Origin of the sequence: Aeromonas sp. RU39B (assembly GCF_900156095.1) — a bacterium.
GTDB lineage: Bacteria > Pseudomonadota > Gammaproteobacteria > Enterobacterales > Aeromonadaceae > Aeromonas.
This window is the reverse complement of the sequence record NZ_FTMJ01000003.1, coordinates 42,174-58,309: the sequence shown is the minus strand read 5'-3', so window position 1 is coordinate 58,309 and position 16,136 is coordinate 42,174. Positions and strand designations below refer to the sequence as shown.

Below are 16,136 nucleotides of genomic sequence, written 5' to 3'. Positions count from 1 at the left end.
ATTGTAAACCAAGGGGAAGGGGTGGGCAAAGGCGCCAAGCCTCAGGGCGCGGGCCGTCCGGCATAATAGAGAACCCGCTGCACATACTCCTGGGTTTCCGGATAAGGCGGCACACCACCATAGCGGATCACCGCCTGCTCACCCGCGTTATAAGCGGCGCTGATACGCACCCAGTCCTGACCGAATTGGCCTTCGAGCCACTTGAGGTAACTCATGGCGCCACGGATGTTCTGCTCGGCATCAAACGGGCGGGTGACGCCAAAACGGGCCTGCGTTTGCGGAATAAGTTGCATCACCCCTTGCGCCTGACGGGTTGATTGGGCCGTGCGATCCAGATTGGATTCGGCGATGGCAATCGCCAGTGCCAGCTTGGGATTGACCTGATGCTGCAAGGCCGCTTTGCGGATCATCACCGCCAGTTTGCGTTTGGTCACAGATTGATTGGCCAGATAGGTCTCCACATCGAACGGTTGTCCCGGCTGTATCAATGGGGCGAGCGAGCGGGCAGCGCCGCGGCCACAGCGATCGCCCAACGGCGCATTGCCAACAGCAGGGTGGTAAAACCGAATGGCTTGTTGGCTACCCAGGCGCATGGCCATGGCCAGATGGGCGTTAGCCAGCCGGCGGTTGCGCAAGGATACAGGGCCGGTCGCCAGCAGGCGTCCGACTCGAAAATAGCCCTCGGGATGGCCCATTTTTGCGGCCTGACAATAGAGGGTGATGGCACGGGTAAACTGGCCGGTTCGCTCGGCCTGCAAACCCTGGTGCAGAGCCGTGATGGCCCGGGATGCCTGACGAAAGGGAGCGGCACTGGCCTGCTCTGCCCATGGCAGCATCAGCCAGATCCCCAGCAGGGCAGCGTTCAGCAATCGCTTCATGGCGGTTCTCCTGCAGGTGTCGGCACGATAACGCCGTCCGCCGGGTTACACCATGGTTCTGGCAGACCGAGTGGTTATGTTATGACCAGCGGTGAGAACCGAACGGAATTAAACAGGGTTCAAACGCCGGTCTGGCAAGGGTTGGCGAAAACCGGTCAGTATGGCCCCAATGCCATTAATTGGTGCAGGCGCTGTAACGCCTGCGTGACGCGCCCCACATTGGGGCATTTTTTGGCAGTCTTGTGATCTTTCTCACTGAACATAGACTCGGAAGCTGTATTGGCCCCGGGACGGGGTCGCACTTTATGATCGTTTGACAGGAATTCGTTATGGATAACCGTACTCATACCCTGTTTGAGGATGTGCTAGCTCTGCTCACCGCCTCTGCGTTTGTCTCCCTCGGGGTTTTCCTGTTTCATCAGGTCGGTCTGCTGACCGGTGGCACGGCGGGGCTTGCTCTGTTGCTGCAGAAAATCACTGGCATCAGCTTTGGTATGCTGTTTTTCTGTATCAATCTGCCGTTCTACGTGTTGGCCTGGATGCGGATGGGGCCGCGTTTTACCGTGAATACCTTCATCTCGGTTGCTGCGGTGTCGTGGATGACGGATCACCTCAATGCGGTGCTGCAAATAGGTCAAATTGAGCCTGTCTATGCCGCCTTTATCGGCGGTACCCTGATTGGCATGGGGCTGCTTATCATGTTTCGCCACAAGTCGAGTCTGGGTGGCTTCAACATTCTGGCGCTCTTTATTCAGGACAAGTTTGGCATTCGCGCCGGCAAGCTGCAGATGGGGCTCGATTGCGCCATTGTGATTGCGTCGTTCTTCGTGGTGTCGATTTGGGTACTGCTGCTGTCGGTGGCGGCGGCCATCGTCTGTAATCTGGTGTTGACACTCAACCACAAGCCGGGCCGCTATCAGATAGCCTGATCGGCGTAAGCACCAAGGGGCCATTGCGGCCCCTTTGTTTTGATTCCTACCTTTCTGTTAGACCACCAGTGGTATGCCATCCGGGTCTTGTATCACCCGGGCCGGATAGCCATACAGCGCTTGCAACAAGGGTGCGGTTAGCACTTCTGTCGGCGAGCCATCAGCCATTAATCGGCCATTGGCCAGCATCAGCAGCCGGTCGGCATAGCGCGCCGCGAGATTAAGGTCATGCAGCACCACCAGTACTGTGGTGTTGCGTCTGGCCAGCGCACGGGCGATATCCAGCAGTTGATGCTGATATTTGAGATCGAGCGCGGCGGTGGGTTCATCGAGCAGTAACAGCCGTTCGATCGGCTCGCGGTCGGTCGGTTGCCACAGTTGCGCCAGCACCCGGGCAAACTGCACCCGTTGCCGCTCACCGCCGGATAAATCCGGGTAGAGGCGATGAGCCAGGTGCACTACTCCGGCATGCTTGAGGGCGGCGCGGACGATCCGGTCGCGCTCCTGATGTGGCTCGCTGTGGGGTAAGCGTCCAAGCGCCACCACCTCTTCACAGAGAAACGGGAAGCTTAAGGTGGAGCTTTGCGGCAACACGCCAAGCTGTCTTGCCAGTGCCTCTCCCTGCCAGCTAGCGCGGGGCGTGCCAAACAAGCTGATCTCGCCGTGGCAACTGACTTCACCGGTCAGGCATTTGAGCAGGGTGCTTTTACCCGCGCCGTTGGGGCCGAGCAGCGCCGTCACGGTGCCAGGCGCCAGGGTCAGATCAAGCCCATCAAGCAAGGTGCGCCCAGCACGCTCTAGCGTGAGTTGTCGGCAGGAAAGCGGTGACATGAATTACTCCAGCGCGCTGTGTCGATGGCGAATGAGTTGCCAGAGGAAGAAAGGAGCGCCGAGCAGGGCGGTGATGATGCCAACCGGTAACTCGGCCGGAGCGAGCACAATGCGCGCCAGCATGTCCGCAGCCAGCAGCAAGGTGGCACCGAGCAGCACCGAGAGCGGCAGCAGGCGATGGTGATTGGGGCCAGCGATGAGACGCACCAAATGCGGCACCACCAGACCGATAAAACCGATAAGACCGGCGGTAGAGACCGCCACCCCGACCCCTGCCGCGGTCAGCAAAATCAGGCGGCGTTTGAGCGGTTGCACGGCGATGCCGAGGTGGCGTGCCTCCGGCTCACCAAGCAGCAGGGCGTTCAGTGCGCCGGCATCGCGCATGAAAAAGATCAGCAAACCGAACAGTGCCGCTGCCGATAGCAGAATATCCCGCGGTTTACCGGCGGCGAGCGAGCCCATTTGCCACAAGCTAAGATCGCGCAGCATCTGGTCATCAGCCAGATAGGTCAATAACCCAATGGCGGCGCCAGAGAGTGCGGTGACGGCCACACCGGCAAGCAGCATGACGGTCACCGAGGTGCGTCCACCACGGGTGCCCAACAGATAGACCAGAGTGGTGGTGAGTGCTCCGCCCAAAAACGCGAACAGCGGCAGCAATCCGATACCAAGACGCTGTTGCCAGACCATGCTCAGCGGTGCCAGTAGCACAATCGCCAGTGCAGCCCCGAGCGCCGCGCCCCCCGAGACCCCGATAATGCCGGGGTCAGCCAGGGGATTGCGAAACAGTCCCTGCATCACGGCGCCGCACAGGCCAAGAATGGCTCCGACCGTGATGCAGAGCAGGGTGCGTGGCAACCGGATCTGCTGCACCACCAGTTGCAGGTGCGCCGGCAGAGGGGAGTCGGGCAGCAGCGCCCGCAGACTCTCGGCAAAGCCCAGGCCCAGTGGGCCGGTTGCCAGTGACAGCAGCGCCAACACCAGCAGCAGAGTGGCCATTGCTATCAGCAGGGAGTGAAGTGGCCAGCGCTGCAGGTGTGGTGACGTCATGCCAGTCTGTGTCATTTCAGGGCGTGGGCCAGCTGCAGGGCCTGCTTGAGAGTACCGAGTGACAGACCCCCTTGCAGGGTACGACCATCGATCACCTCAATGGCGCCTTGTTTGCCCGCCGGTGTTGCGGCAATGGCCGGGACATCGGCCAGCACGGCGGCCTTATCCTGATAGCGTTGCCACTCACGACCGCTGACCAGCACCAGATCCGGCTGCATCTGGATCAGCGCTTCTGCCGAGACCGGCTTGTAGCCCTTGAGTGCGGCGCCAGTGTTGATGCCGCCGAGCAGCGAGATAATGGCGCCAGCCGTGGTATCACCACCGCCAATGCTGAGCGGCTGTCCCTTGTGGATCAGCAAAAATGCGATCTTGCGCGGTGCATGCTGGCTTGCCAGTTGTTGCAGCTGTTGCTGCTCGCTGGCAATGTCTTTCTTGAGCGCCTCAGCCTTGGATTGTGCGCCCAATACCCCAGCCAGTAGATCAATGCGTTGCAGCAGGTTGTCGATGGTGGCGGCGGTGGGTAGCGTATCGACCTGCACACCCGCACGGCGCAGTTGATCCAGCGTGGCTGGTGGGCCCATCTCGTCGCTGCCGATGATCCGGGTCGGTGACAGGCTCAAAATACCCTCGGCGGCCAGGGTGCGCTGATACCCGACCTTGGCGCCGTTGAGCTGGGCGCTGCTGACATCACTGGCGACGATCTGTGACTCTGCGCCCAGTGCGACCAGCAATTCGCTGGTTCCCGGACCGATACTGACGATCCGTTCGGAAGCTGCAACTGGGTAGGAGAGCAGCAGGGCGGTGGCCAGTGAGGCCTGAACAAGGGCACGGCGTAGTGAGGTGGGTGACATCATAACGACTCCAGAGAGAGGAACGGATGGGGGCATGGAGCCCGCCCGGAATGGTGCTGAGAATATATGTAATGAGATTTGTTATCAATTGCATTTGCTGTTGTTGATCTCGTAAAGTAGCGTCACCAATACAACGACACACCATGGAGAAACCATGACCCTTGCACAGCAAGTCCAGTCATTACTGGACCAGGACCCAGGCGCCCATCCCGCCGCGATGGCGGCTCAGTTAGCCGTCACTGAATGGGAGGTGGTTCAACATCTTCCACCGGCCATGGTCAGCCTGCTTCCCGGCGAGCGCAGTGAATCCTTGCTGACCGACCTGGCTGACTGGGGCACGGTGACCACCATCGTTGAATCCTCGGGCTCTATCTTTGAAGTGAAGGCACCGTTTCCCAAGGGCAAAAATGCCCGTGGCTATTACAACCTGATGGGGCGTGATGGCGAGTTGCATGGCCACCTTAAGCTTGATGCGGTGAGCCATATCGCGCTGGTCAGCAAGCCGTTTATGGGGCAAGAGGGACACTCGTTCCAGTTTTACGATGCGGCCGGTCGCTGCGTATTCAAGGTCTATCTGGGACGGGATGAAAAACGCCAGCTGCTGCCCGAGCAGGTCAGCCGCTTCAAGGCATTGCGTGAGGAGGTGAGTGCATGAGTGAGCGTCAGGAGCGTCTGCAAGGGCGCCTGCAACCGGAGATCCGCGAGTTTCGCGATGCCTGCCGGACCCTGCAACTGGCGACCGTTGATGCCGACGGCCAGCCTAACGCCAGCTATGCCCCGTTCGTGCTGCTGGAAGATGGCTATTATGTGCTGATTTCGACCATTGCCCGCCATGCCCGTAACCTGTTGCAGGTGCCGCGTGTGTCACTGATGCTGATTGAAGATGAGAGCACCTCACGCGAGCTGTTTGCCCGCAAACGCCTCACCTTTGACGCCCGAGCCGACAAGGTTGAGCGTGACGATCCACGCTGGAGCAGCGCGGTTGCTGCACTCGAGGCGCGCTTTGGCGAGATCATCAAGGGGCTCTCCAACCTCAAGGATTTCCAGCTGTTTCGTCTGGCGCCCGAGCAGGGGCTGTTTGTCAAAGGCTTCGGTCAGGCATTCCGGGTCAGCAGTGATGAGCTGGTCGATGTGGTGCACTTGCAAGAGGGGCACAAGCGCATCGATACCGATCAGGAGATCGACACGCCGCATACGCCACTGCGCTAAGGTATTTCAGCAACAAAACGGGCAGCCATGGCTGCCCGTTTCTGTTTATGTATCAGCGCGTTATTCGACCCAGGCTGGCGAATTGGGGAAACGCTGACGATCTTGCGCGGTGGCGGTCTCATTGCACTCACCACGGATTTTCCACGGAGTGCGCGAGAGCATGATAAAGCCTTGCTGGCAGTAGTGCTTGTCGGCCAGCCAGCCTTGCACCTGCTCTTCGTCCAGCGAGGTATTGAGATCGACCCGACCAGCCTGACGGCGGGATGACGGTGCTCGGATGCCTGCGCTGGGCAGCTGATCCATGGCAAGGGCTTCAAACACGAAACGCTTGCTCCCTTCGTCAGTAATATGGGTCATAAAGCGTGGCGCCGGGCGGGACGACGGACCCGGCATGCTGCTGCAGGCACTGAGCAGCAGGGTGAGCATGACAACAACAATACGCAAGTAAGAGACTCCGTCAAAGCAGCTGTTCGGTGCTGCGCAGCGTAACATGTTTGCCAGCCGGCAGGATCAACCCTTCCCACATCCAGTGATGGTGCGCAATGATCTGCTCGGCATTCAGGTGCGGGCGATCTGCCGTGGTATGGGCATCGGTCACCGCCACCACATTAAAACCGAGTGCGGCGGCGCTGCGCAGTGTGGTGTCCACGCAAAAATCGGTGGCGCAGCCGCTAATCAGCAGCCGTTTGGGCGCGAGAATGCGTAACCGCGCCGCCAGATCGGTGCCCAGAAAGCCATCGCAGGCGCTTTTGCTAAGCTGACCATCCTCCTTGTGCACGTCCAGCGTCGGCAGCAAGGCCCAACCCGGCGTTCCTGGCTCCACCTCTTCCCCCGCCAATCCATCGTGCTGGATAAACAAAACATGCCCACCCGCTTTGCGCACCGATGCGGCCAGCCGGTTGATGTTATCCACCACTTGCGCATCCAGGTGTCTGGGCTGCTCGAACAAGCCTGCTTGCATATCGATGACCAGCAAAACATCGCTCATCTGTTGCCTCCATTCTGTGGTGTCAGCTGTGTGCTCTCAGGGGTATTCCATCGTGTTTGTCCGCCACAATCATGCCATGCCTAGATGACTCGCAGCACGGTTTTTCCAGTGTTTTATATTTTGATACCGAAGGGGGCGGTGACCTGCGGCAATCGGAGGCACTGATAGCAAGTGCTGGTTCTGATTCATTTTTTTAGACACGGGCCGCAGCGCCGACCACTGCCGGATTTGCCTGTGCAGTGATACAGATGTATCCAAAGTCGGCTATGATGGACATCCGATTGCCGCCCTGCCGAGGAACCATGCCTGCCTTTGCCTGGATGGCGCTGTTTTTCAGTGCCTTTTATTTTGTCTACGGTGCCTACCTGCCGTTTTGGTCACTCTGGTTGGAAGGGGTTGGCCTCACCCCGGATGTGATCGGATTGCTGCTAGGGGCGGGGATGGCCGTGCGCTTTGCCGGCAACTTGCTGGTGATGGGGCGTATCAAGGGGGCTGCGCATCTGTTGCCGGTGACCCGATTGCTCTGTGTGCTCAGCCTCATCTCCTTTATCGGTTTCTACCTCGGCCATGCCCCCTGGTGGCTGGTGGTGTTGACCCTGGTGACCAACTTTATCTATCCGACGCTGATGCCAATGGGCGATGCGTTGGCTACCCGCATGGTGTTACAGACCCATCTCGATTATGGCAAGGTGCGGCTGTTCGGCTCCTTTGCCTTTATCGTCGCGTCCACCCTGGTGGGCGGACTGGTGACCCGCTTTGGCAGTGACTGGATATTGCACACCATCCTGGCCGGTTTACTGTTGATGCTGCTGATTAGCTGGTTACCACTCAATCCGGCGCCGCGCGATGTGGCCGGAGAGCGGCCGCGCAGCGGCCTGATTGATACCTTCCGGCAGGGCGAAGTGCGCCGCTTTTTGCTGATTGCGGCCTCGCTGCAGGGGAGCCACGCCGCCTACTACGGTTTTAGTGCCATTCACTGGAAAGCTGCCGGTTACAGTGGGGCCACCATCGGTTATTTGTGGGCGCTCGGCGTGGTTGCTGAAATCTGCATGTTTGCCGCCGACCGGCGTTTTCTCTCGCGCTTCTCGGCTCGCGCTCTGTTCCTGGCCGGTGCCACGGGCTGTCTGCTGCGCTGGGGGTTGATGGGGGCCACAACCGAACTGATCTGGCTGGTGGTGGCGCAGTTACTGCATTCGGTCACGTTCTGCGTGAGCCATCTGGGCGCGATTCGTTTCATGACCCGTGAGTTACCACCGGAGCGCCAGATCCCCACTCAGGCGCTCTATTCGGCGCTCGGGCTCGGTATCACGGTGGCGGTCTTGATGGCGCTGTGCGGCCAGCTTTATGCACCGCTGCAAGGGGGCATCTTCTGGTTGATGATCCTAGTGGCGCTGCCGGCATTCTGGCTCAAGCCCAAGCCGGTGCGCCTCGCCACCTAGCGGTTTAACCCTACAGCAGGCTGAATTGACAGGGAGTCACTCATGCATCAGGGCGGATTGCTGATAACGGTAGCCTTGCTCTATCTGGCTGCGCTGTTTGGTATTGCTTATTTGGCCGACCTGCAGCGGCGCGCCCGGTTGTCGGGTCAGCCGCTCATCTACAGCCTGTCGCTGGCCGTTTACTGCACCTCCTGGACCTTCTACGGTACGGTGGGGCAGGCGAGTCAGGACCCCTGGTCGCCACTGCCCATCTATCTTGGCCCCATGCTGGTGTTTCTGTTTGGCTGGCGGGTGCTGGCACGCCTGATCCTGGTCTCCAAGCGCGAACACATCACCTCGATTGCCGACTTTATTGCGGCCCGTTATGGCAAGTCGCAGCAACTGGCGATGCTGGTGACGCTGGTGGCCATCATGGGGGTGCTGCCTTATCTGGTGCTGCAGCTTAAAGCCATTGTCACCGGGCTGGACCTGCTGACGGCGGGCCAACTGGTGGCCTATGGTAACGGTGGCCGCGGCGCGCTGGCGTTGGCGGTGGGCATGTTACTGGCGCTGTTTAGTATCCTGTTTGGTACCCGCCATCTGGATGCCACCGAGCACCACCGCGGCATGGTGGTGGCGGTGGCGCTGGAGTCGGTGGTCAAGCTGCTGGCGTTTTTCTGCGTCGGCGGCTTTGCCCTTTGGTTGCTGTTGACCACGCCGGGTGTTTGGCAAACCGACGCCAGCCAGCGTTTTGTTCAGGCGGCAACGCATATCTCGGCCGGGCAGGGGCTGGAGCTGGCCATCTACACCCTGCTCTCCATGTGCGCCATCATCTGCTTGCCACGCCAGTTTCACGTCACTGTGGTGGAAAACCATCAGGGGCAGGATCTGCACTGGGCGCGCTGGATCTTTCCCGCTTATCTGTTTCTGATGGGTATATTTATCTGGCCGCTTGCATTGGCCGGGCGACACTGGCTGGGGGACGGGGTGTCGCCAGACAGCTTTGTGATCAACCTGCCGCACACGCTCGGCTTTGATGCTATGGCGCTGCTCGCCTTTATGGGCGGCACCTCGGCGGCCGCCGGCATGGTGATTGTCTCGACGCTGGCCCTTTCCATCATGGTCAGCAACGATCTGGTGCTCCCCTTGCTGCTGCGCCGCTACTGGCAGCAGCGTCAGGATGAGCGGCTGGCCCGCCTGCTGCTGCGGGTGCGGCGCGCCACTATCGTACTGATTTTGCTGGCGGCCTGGGGGCTCTATCTGTGGATGGGAGAGCTCACCAGCTTATCGCGCATCGGCTATCTCTCGTTTGGCGCCGTCGCCCAGTTTGCCCCGGCACTATTGCTGGGTCTTTATTGGCGGCGCGGTAATCGCAAGGGGGTCTATCTCGGGTTAGTGCCGGGCCTGGTGCTTTGGCTCCTGACCTTACTGCATGAGAGCGGCATGCTGGCCGGCTCACCGCTGGCGGAGCTGATGAGTCCGCCGGATCTGCCAGTGCTGCGTGATATCGGCACCGCAACCTGGTGCCTGCTGCTCAGTCTTTTGCTCAATCTGGCTGGCTATGTGGCGGGGTCGCTGTTGACCAGTCCGGCGGTGAGCGAGCGGCTGCAGGCAGCCAACTTTGTCGGCAAACCGAGCCGTGATGCTTCGGCGCTTTATCAGGCGCGGGTGTCGGTCAAAGAGCTCGAAATGCTGGCCACCCGTTTTCTGGGGCCAAGCCGGGTCAAGCGCGCCTTTGGCCGCTTTGCCGCCGAGCGGGGCGGCACGCTGGCGCCCCATATGCAGGCTTCGCCTGAATTGATTGTGCACACCGAGCGGCTGCTGGCCGGCGTATTTGGCGCCTCGTCGGCACGGTTGGTGCTGGCCTCGGCCCTGCAAGGGCATCACATGCAGCTCGAAGAGATCGCCACCATCGTCGATGAGGCGTCGGACTTGCTGCGTTTTAACCGTGGCTTGCTGCAAGGGGCAATTGAGCATATCGGGCTGGGGATTTCGGTGGTTGATCGTGAGCTCAAGCTGGTGGCCTGGAATCGCCGTTACGTTGAGCTGTTTAACTATCCGTCCGGGTTGGTGCAGGTGGGGCGGCCGATTGAAGAGATTATCCGCTATAACGCCAGCCAGGGGCTCTGCGGCCCCGGTGAGATAGAGGCGCAGGTCAGCAAGCGGGTGGCTTACATGCAGCGCGGCAGTCGTCATGTGTCGGCCCGTGAGCGGCCCGATGGGCGGGTGATTGAGATGCAGGGCAACCCCATGCCGGGGGGCGGTTTTGTCATGACCTTCACCGACATCACGCCATTTCGCGAAGCAGAAAAGGTGCTGCGTGAAGCCAACGAACTGCTTGAGGCGCGGGTGGCCGAGCGCACCCGTGAGTTGTCGGCCCTTAACCAGCAGCTGCTGACCGTCAATCAGCAGGTGGAGCGCGCCAATCAATCCAAGAGCCGTTTTCTGGCGGCGGTCAGTCACGACCTGACCCAGCCGCTCAATGCGGCCAAGCTGTTTGCCTCGACGCTGCGTGAACAGTTGCCCGATGGCGAGCCGGCGCGGCTGGCCGAGCGTATCGATACCGCACTGGAAGCGGCCGAAGATCTGATTTCTGATCTGCTCGATATCTCGCGTCTGGAGGCGGGCAAATTCAAGGCGCGCATGGCAGATATGCCGCTTCGTGACGTGTTTGACACTCTGCAGGCCGAGTTCGGCGTGCTGGCCAAGGCCGGTGGTATGACGTTTCGGGTGGTGCCCACGCAGCTGTGGACGCACAGCGACGGCAAACTGCTGCGCCGGGTGCTGCAAAACTTCCTCACCAATGCCTTTCGCTACAACCCCGAGGGGCATGTGCTGCTGGGCTGCCGCCGGGTTGCAGGGCGTGTGCGCATCGAGGTGTGGGATAACGGCCCCGGCATCCCCCATGAGAAACAGTCGGAAATTTTTGAAGAGTTCCAGCGGCTGGATCACTCGCGCACGGCGCGTGAGCAGGGGCTAGGGTTGGGACTGGCAATTGCGCGCGGCATCTCCACCGTACTTGGTCACACCATCTCGATGCAGAGCTGGCCCGGACGCGGCTCGGTTTTCACGGTGACGCTGGGGCGCACGCAACCTTCGACCATCACAGCGGAGGCTTCGCAACCGCTCACGATACCGCCGGGCTCATTGAGTGGGCTGCCGGTGCTGTGCGTCGATAACGAGCCCGAGATCTTGCAGGCAATGTACTCCTTGTTGGAGCGCTGGGGCTGTGACGTGCGCTGCGTGGCCGATCTTGGCGGGGCGCTGGCCGTGGTGGAGGATGGCTTCGTGCCGCGTCTGGTGCTCTCTGACTACCATCTGGATGATGGTCGTACCGGCTTGCAGGTGCTCGAGCAAGTTCGTCACTACTACGGCGCAGAGATTGCCGGCATCGTGATCAGTGCCGATCGCAATGGCGAGCTACTGACCCGCATTCGTGAGTTGGGCTATGGCTACATCAGTAAACCGGTCAAGCCGCCCAAGCTGCGGGCGCTGATGACCAGCTTGCTGGATAGATAAGCCCCCTCATTGCGCTATAAACAAAAAGCGCGCCGAGGTGGCGCGCTTTGTGTTGCAGGGAGGTGGTCCGATTAACGGCCCAGCTTGCCCTTGAGCAGTGCAACGATCTCGTCGATGGCGACTTCCTGCTTCTCACCGGTGCGGCGGCACTTGTACTCCACCACGCCGTTGTCGAGGCCACGCTCACCAATCACGATGGCGTGCGGCACACCGATCAGCTCCATGTCGGCAAACATGACGCCCGGACGCTCTTTACGATCGTCAAACAGCACATCGACCTTGGCCGCCTTGAGTTCGCTGTAGAAACGTTCGGCCAGCTCCGCCACCCGCACCGACTTGTGCATGTTCATCGGGATCACGGCCACTTCGAACGGCGCAATGGCGTCCGGCCAAATGATGCCGTACTGGTCGTTGTTCTGCTCGATGGCAGCGGCGACCACACGGGTCACGCCGATACCGTAGCAACCCATCTCCATGATGACTGACTTGCCATCTTCGTTCAGCACGGTGGCCTTCATGGCTTCGGAGTACTTGGTGCCGAGCTGGAAGATGTGACCCACTTCGATACCGCGCTTGATCAGCAGTGTGCCGTTGCCGCACGGGCTCGGATCGCCTTCCACCACGTTGCGGATGTCGGCCACTTCATAGCCCTGTACGTCGCGATCCCAGTTGGTGCCGGTCAGGTGGAAGCCGGTCTCGTTGGCGCCGCAGACAAAATCTGCCAGATGGGCGGCGCTGCGATCGATAACGACCCGGCCCTGGAAGCCTACCGGACCGATGGAGCCAGCGTCACAACCGGCAGCGGCCTTGATCTGCTCGTCATTGGCGAAGGTCAGCGGCTTAGCGATGCCTGCTACCTTCTCGGCCTTGACGTCGTTGAGCTCGTGATCGCCGCGCAGAACCAGTGCCACTACCGGCTGCTGGCCTTGCTCGTTCTCTTCACCCAGCACCAGCAGAGTCTTGGCAACCTGGCTCGGGGCCACGTTCAGGAAGGCGCTCACCTCGTCGATGGTGTGCACGTTCGGGGTGGCTACCTTGGTCAGTGCAGCCGTGGCTTCCGGACGTTCGCCAACCGGCGCCAGCGCTTCGGCCATCTCGATGTTGGCGGCGTAATCAGAGCTATCAGAGAAGGCAATCAAGTCTTCACCGCTCTCGGCCAGCACCTGGAATTCGTGGGAGCCGGTACCACCGATGGAGCCGGTATCGGCCTGCACCGGACGGAAGTCCAGACCCATACGGCTGAAGGAGGCGCAATAGGCTGCGTGCATCTTCTCGTAGGTTTCGACCAGGCTCGGCTTGTCGATATGGAAGGAGTAAGCATCCTTCATCAGGAATTCACGACCACGCATGATGCCGAAACGGGGACGCACTTCGTCACGGAACTTGGTCTGGATTTGATAGAGGTTCAGCGGCAGTTGCTTGTAGCTGTTGACCTCGTAGCGAACCAGATGGGTGACCACCTCTTCGTGGGTCGGGCCCAGCACGAACGGACGGTTGTTGCGGTCAGCCAGACGGCACAGCTCGGGGCCGTATTGATCCCAGCGGCCGGACTCTTGCCACAGCTCGGCCGGTTGCACGACCGGCATGGAGATTTCGATGGCACCAGCGTTGTTCATCTCTTCACGGATGATGTTCTCAACCTTCTTCAGAACGCGCAGGCCGGTGGGTAGCCAGGTGTACATGCCAGAGGCGAGTTTACGGATCATGCCGGCACGCAGCATCAGCTGATGGCTGACGACTTCCGCGTCGGACGGGGTTTCCTTGAGAGTGGAAAGCAGATAGTTGCTGGTACGCATCGCTCGTGACCTTACAAAATAAGAGGTGGACTGTTGCCCGCGGTGAAAATCTAAGAGCGGAATATTAGCAGGGCCGCCGCCACGGCCCAAGGGATAAATGGCGCTCGTTCTGACGTGGTGCGCCACAGGCTGCGCATGCGAAGCGCAATGCTGGATACCTATCCAGTTATTCTTTATGCTATCGGCAGTTCAACGACGTTGAGGAAGTGGCAAGGTGATTGGTCGTCTGCGTGGCATCGTGATTGAAAAACAGCCCCCCGAGGTGCTGCTGGAAGTCGGTGGAGTGGGCTATGAGGTGCAGATGCCGATGAGCTGCTTCTATGATCTGCCGGAGCTTGGCAAAGAGGCGCTCATCTATACCCATTTCGTGGTGCGAGAAGATGCCCAGTTGCTCTATGGCTTTAATCACAAGCAAGAGCGCGCCCTGTTTCGCGAGCTGATCAAGGCCAACGGGGTGGGCCCCAAGCTGGCTCTGGCCATCCTTTCGGGCATGAGCGCCAGCCAGTTTGTGGTCTGCGTCGAGCGAGAAGATATCTCCACCCTGGTCAAGCTGCCGGGCGTGGGCAAGAAAACCGCCGAGCGACTGGTGGTTGAGCTGAAAGATCGTCTGGCCGGCTGGGTCAGCCATGATCTCTTCACGCCAGCGGCGGTCACGCTGCCCGTTGCCAGCAGTGCCTTGCTTGAGCCCGATGCCGAGCAGGAAGCGGCCAGTGCACTGATAGCACTCGGTTACAAGCCGGCGCAGGCGAGCCAGATTGTCGGCAAGGTGGCCAAAGAGGGGATGACGGTTGAGGCCATCATCCGCGAAGCCTTGCGCAGTCAGGTATAAGGAGCGGTGATGATTGAAGCGGATCGCCTGATCTCGGCAGCAGCAGCCGGTCGTGAAGATGAGCTGATTGACCGGGCCATTCGCCCGCGCTCCCTGGCCGATTACAAGGGCCAGGATCATGTGCGCGCACAGATGGAGATCTTTATCGAGGCGGCGCGCCAGCGTGGCGAGGCGCTCGACCATCTGCTGATCTTCGGGCCGCCCGGGCTTGGCAAGACCACGCTCGCCAACATCGTCGCCTGCGAGATGGGGGTGAGCATCAAGACTACGTCAGGTCCGGTGCTGGAAAAAGCCGGCGATCTGGCCGCCCTGCTGACCAACCTTGAACCCAACGACGTGCTGTTTATCGATGAGATCCATCGTTTGAGCCCGGTGGTGGAAGAGGTGCTCTATCCGGCGATGGAGGATTACCAGCTCGATATCATGATTGGGGAGGGGCCGGCGGCGCGCTCCATCAAGCTCGACTTGCCCCCCTTTACCCTGATTGGAGCCACCACCCGCGCCGGTTCACTCACCAGCCCACTGCGTGATCGCTTCGGTATTGTGCAGCGCCTCGAGTTCTATAGCGTGGCGGATCTGACTGACATCGTGGCGCGTAGTGCCCGCTGTCTTGGCCTGCAGATGTTGCCGGAAGGGGCGCTGGAGGTGGCGCGCCGCTCACGCGGGACGCCGCGTATCGCCAACCGGCTGCTGCGTCGGGTGCGCGATTTTGCCCAGGTGAAATCTGACGGCACCATTGATGCCGAAATTGCTGCGCGCGCCATGGATATGCTCGATGTGGACCATCAGGGCTTTGATTTTATGGACCGTAAACTGCTGCTGGCGGTGATCGACAAGTTCCTCGGTGGTCCGGTTGGGCTGGATAACCTGGCCGCGGCCATCGGTGAAGAGAAAGACACCATCGAAGATGTGCTGGAGCCCTACCTTATCCAGCAGGGGTTCTTGCAGCGCACACCGCGCGGTCGTATCGCCACTCCCCGAGCTTATCAGCACTTCGGTCTGGAGCGCCCCGAGTCATAACCGGCATCAGCTCGCTAATAACCGCCTTCGGGCGGTTTTTTGTAACAAAAAAAGCCCACCGCTAGCGGTGGGCAAGACAATTCAGGATGGATGTTCACAGACAGGACAGGAGACGACCTGCGCTGGGATGGCTGACGGAGTCGTCGCAGAGTCCTTAGAGTCGGTTCAGTTGATACATCTGAACAAAAGAAAGCTTGTAGTAACGAAGGGTGCGCTTAACAAACTTATTCATCTTGCAAAGTCCACATGTAAAAGTTGATGACACAAACCCAGTGCGGGTCAACGCTGCCAGCCAGGTCGGGCCTTGTCTGCGAGGCGCATTCTAGGTATCCGGATGGTGACCTACAAACTAGAAAAATTGCCAAGTGGCATAAGTTAAATTAATGCGAATGTCTAAGCTGAAAAACCACATCAAGATGCACAAACCAGAATAATTGCGTGTATCGGGGCGCGATTGTCCAACAGGGTATAAACAATAGAAAAGGTATGGATTTAGGTGGTCAGCAGGAAAGGATGTGACAAGCTTGCAAACAAATAAAAACGCTTTGATTACCGAAGGTTATCAGTATGTAGAAGTGTGATCACGTTCTCTTTTTCAGCATTAAACCCCTATCATTGATGCATCATTGATGAATGTTTTGTGACCAGGTGCACATTGATTTTGGTCAAATAAGGATGATATAAAATACGTGTATTTCTGCGCTGGATCAAAAGGCTAGTGATTATTTCTGGTATGTTAAACATTAGCTTTTTTTGTTCTTTTTGTTGTCATTGGGTTAACATGATGGCGCAATCCGGTTCTCTGCATTGTGATGTGA

The 16,136-nt window shown here is 59.5% G+C and carries 14 protein-coding genes; 7 read left to right on the top strand and 7 right to left on the bottom strand.

Going from position 1 to position 16,136, the window contains the following annotated elements:
• Positions 1-41 precede the first annotated feature (41 nt).
• On the bottom strand, positions 42-878 hold the full coding sequence (locus BW958_RS05465; RefSeq protein ID WP_076574733.1) for a lytic transglycosylase domain-containing protein: 837 nt from the start codon (positions 876-878) through the stop codon (positions 42-44).
• 329 nt (positions 879-1,207) lie between these two features.
• Here BW958_RS05465 and BW958_RS05460 point away from each other — a divergent pair, with 329 nt between their 5' ends.
• Positions 1,208-1,807 (top strand): YitT family protein, encoded by a 600-nt coding sequence (locus BW958_RS05460; protein WP_076574732.1) that lies wholly within the window; start codon positions 1,208-1,210, stop codon positions 1,805-1,807.
• 57 nt (positions 1,808-1,864) lie between these two features.
• On the opposite strand, the gene BW958_RS05455 is transcribed toward BW958_RS05460, so the two are convergent.
• The 3 genes from BW958_RS05455 to BW958_RS05445 are packed head-to-tail and all read right to left on the bottom strand — an operon-like array spanning position 1,865 to position 4,542.
• Positions 1,865-2,638: a heme ABC transporter ATP-binding protein gene (locus tag BW958_RS05455; RefSeq protein ID WP_076574731.1), complete on the bottom strand. Its 774-nt coding sequence runs from the start codon at positions 2,636-2,638 to the stop codon at positions 1,865-1,867.
• Between the two features lie 3 nt (positions 2,639-2,641).
• Complete coding sequence (locus BW958_RS05450) at positions 2,642-3,673, bottom strand: FecCD family ABC transporter permease (RefSeq protein ID WP_372629245.1); 1,032 nt, start codon at positions 3,671-3,673, stop codon at positions 2,642-2,644.
• Between the two features lie 26 nt (positions 3,674-3,699).
• Positions 3,700-4,542 (bottom strand): heme/hemin ABC transporter substrate-binding protein, encoded by an 843-nt coding sequence (locus BW958_RS05445; protein ID WP_372629093.1) that lies wholly within the window; start codon positions 4,540-4,542, stop codon positions 3,700-3,702.
• Between the two features lie 151 nt (positions 4,543-4,693).
• On the opposite strand from BW958_RS05445, the gene hutX reads away from it, so the two are divergent.
• A complete protein-coding gene (gene hutX / locus BW958_RS05440) occupies positions 4,694-5,194 on the top strand; it encodes a heme utilization cystosolic carrier protein HutX (RefSeq protein WP_076574729.1) in 501 nt (166 codons plus the stop codon).
• Positions 5,191-5,748 (top strand): heme utilization protein HutZ, encoded by a 558-nt coding sequence (gene hutZ, locus BW958_RS05435; protein ID WP_076574728.1) that lies wholly within the window; start codon positions 5,191-5,193, stop codon positions 5,746-5,748. Before hutX ends, hutZ begins: the two co-directional genes overlap by 4 nt.
• Positions 5,749-5,808: 60 nt before the next feature.
• Here the strand turns inward: hutZ and BW958_RS05430 are convergent, their stop codons facing one another.
• Together BW958_RS05430 and BW958_RS05425 are read right to left on the bottom strand one after the other, a co-directional pair.
• Positions 5,809-6,192, bottom strand: a complete 384-nt coding sequence (locus BW958_RS05430) for a hypothetical protein (RefSeq protein WP_256701852.1) — start codon at positions 6,190-6,192, stop codon at positions 5,809-5,811.
• Positions 6,193-6,205: 13 nt separating this feature from the next.
• Entirely contained in the window at positions 6,206-6,736 is a 531-nt protein-coding gene (locus BW958_RS05425; protein ID WP_076574726.1) for an isochorismatase family protein, read from the bottom strand.
• Positions 6,737-7,038: 302 nt separating this feature from the next.
• On the opposite strand from BW958_RS05425, the gene BW958_RS05420 reads away from it, so the two are divergent.
• Together BW958_RS05420 and BW958_RS05415 are read left to right on the top strand one after the other, a co-directional pair.
• Positions 7,039-8,175 carry a 3-phenylpropionate MFS transporter gene (locus BW958_RS05420; protein ID WP_076574725.1) on the top strand — a complete coding sequence of 379 codons (1,137 nt, stop codon included), beginning with the start codon at positions 7,039-7,041 and terminating at the stop codon, positions 8,173-8,175.
• A 42-nt stretch (positions 8,176-8,217) separates the two neighbouring features.
• Positions 8,218-11,673: a hybrid sensor histidine kinase/response regulator gene (locus tag BW958_RS05415; protein ID WP_076574724.1), complete on the top strand. Its 3,456-nt coding sequence runs from the start codon at positions 8,218-8,220 to the stop codon at positions 11,671-11,673.
• A gap of 71 nt (positions 11,674-11,744) precedes the next feature.
• On the opposite strand, the gene BW958_RS05410 is transcribed toward BW958_RS05415, so the two are convergent.
• Positions 11,745-13,469 carry a proline--tRNA ligase gene (locus BW958_RS05410; protein ID WP_076574723.1) on the bottom strand — a complete coding sequence of 575 codons (1,725 nt, stop codon included), beginning with the start codon at positions 13,467-13,469 and terminating at the stop codon, positions 11,745-11,747.
• A 214-nt stretch (positions 13,470-13,683) separates the two neighbouring features.
• On the opposite strand from BW958_RS05410, the gene ruvA reads away from it, so the two are divergent.
• Positions 13,684-14,298 carry a Holliday junction branch migration protein RuvA gene (gene ruvA, locus BW958_RS05405; RefSeq protein WP_076574722.1) on the top strand — a complete coding sequence of 205 codons (615 nt, stop codon included), beginning with the start codon at positions 13,684-13,686 and terminating at the stop codon, positions 14,296-14,298.
• A 9-nt stretch (positions 14,299-14,307) separates the two neighbouring features.
• Positions 14,308-15,318, top strand: a complete 1,011-nt coding sequence (gene ruvB / locus BW958_RS05400; RefSeq protein ID WP_076574721.1) for a Holliday junction branch migration DNA helicase RuvB — start codon at positions 14,308-14,310, stop codon at positions 15,316-15,318.
• The last annotated feature ends 818 nt before the right edge of the window (positions 15,319-16,136 follow it).

Excerpts from the sequence above, each read along its gene's own strand:
- BW958_RS05465 (WP_076574733.1), bottom strand. The coding sequence starts at position 878 with ATGAAGCGATTGCTGAACGCTGCCCTGCTGGGGATCTGGCTGATGCTG.
- BW958_RS05460 (WP_076574732.1), top strand. The coding sequence starts at position 1,208 with ATGGATAACCGTACTCATACCCTGTTTGAGGATGTGCTAGCTCTGCTC.
- BW958_RS05455 (WP_076574731.1), bottom strand. The coding sequence starts at position 2,638 with ATGTCACCGCTTTCCTGCCGACAACTCACGCTAGAGCGTGCTGGGCGC.
- ruvB (WP_076574721.1), top strand. The coding sequence starts at position 14,308 with ATGATTGAAGCGGATCGCCTGATCTCGGCAGCAGCAGCCGGTCGTGAA.
- BW958_RS05420 (WP_076574725.1), top strand. The coding sequence starts at position 7,039 with ATGCCTGCCTTTGCCTGGATGGCGCTGTTTTTCAGTGCCTTTTATTTT.
- BW958_RS05445 (WP_372629093.1), bottom strand. The coding sequence starts at position 4,542 with ATGATGTCACCCACCTCACTACGCCGTGCCCTTGTTCAGGCCTCACTG.
- BW958_RS05415 (WP_076574724.1), top strand. The coding sequence starts at position 8,218 with ATGCATCAGGGCGGATTGCTGATAACGGTAGCCTTGCTCTATCTGGCT.
- hutZ (WP_076574728.1), top strand. The coding sequence starts at position 5,191 with ATGAGTGAGCGTCAGGAGCGTCTGCAAGGGCGCCTGCAACCGGAGATC.
- BW958_RS05410 (WP_076574723.1), bottom strand. The coding sequence starts at position 13,469 with ATGCGTACCAGCAACTATCTGCTTTCCACTCTCAAGGAAACCCCGTCC.
- BW958_RS05425 (WP_076574726.1), bottom strand. The coding sequence starts at position 6,736 with ATGAGCGATGTTTTGCTGGTCATCGATATGCAAGCAGGCTTGTTCGAG.
- hutX (WP_076574729.1), top strand. The coding sequence starts at position 4,694 with ATGACCCTTGCACAGCAAGTCCAGTCATTACTGGACCAGGACCCAGGC.